Genomic DNA, 512 nt, shown 5'->3' with positions numbered 1-512 from the left:
ATGCTTGAAGCCAGAGAACTGCACTGCGAGCGGGACGAGAGGACGCTGTTTCGCGGGCTGTCGTTCACCGTGGATGCCGGGGAGTGGGTGCAGGTCACCGGCGGCAACGGCGCGGGAAAAACCACCCTGCTGCGCCTGCTGACCGGGCTGGCGCGCCCGGACGGCGGGGAGGTGTACTGGCAGGGTAAACCCCTGCGCCGCGTGCGCGACAGCTTCCATCAGAGCCTGCTGTGGCTCGGGCACCAGCCGGGGATAAAAACCCGCCTGACGGCCCGGGAGAACCTGCATTTCTTCCACCCCGGCGACGGCGCACGCCTCCCGGAGGCGCTGGCGCAGGCCGGGCTGGCGGGATTTGAGGACGTGCCGGTCGCTCAGCTCTCGGCCGGGCAGCAGCGCCGGGTGGCGCTGGCCCGCCTGTGGCTGACCCGCGCCGCGCTGTGGGTGCTCGACGAACCGTTCACCGCCATTGACGTTAACGGCGTGGCGCGCCTCACCCGGCGGATGGCGGAGCA

At 70.9% G+C, this 512-nt stretch carries 1 protein-coding gene; it reads left to right on the top strand.

Translation table 11 applies throughout. From position 1 onward, the window contains the following. A partial coding sequence (gene ccmA / locus AC3G3F_RS23870; protein ID WP_488395933.1) for a cytochrome c biogenesis heme-transporting ATPase CcmA occupies positions 1-512 on the top strand: 512 nt, incomplete at both ends.

It is taken from the genome of Salmonella sp. FC25216, from assembly GCF_057751355.1.
Note: the sequence above shows the minus strand (reverse complement) of the source record. Positions and strands in the feature narration are given on the sequence as shown.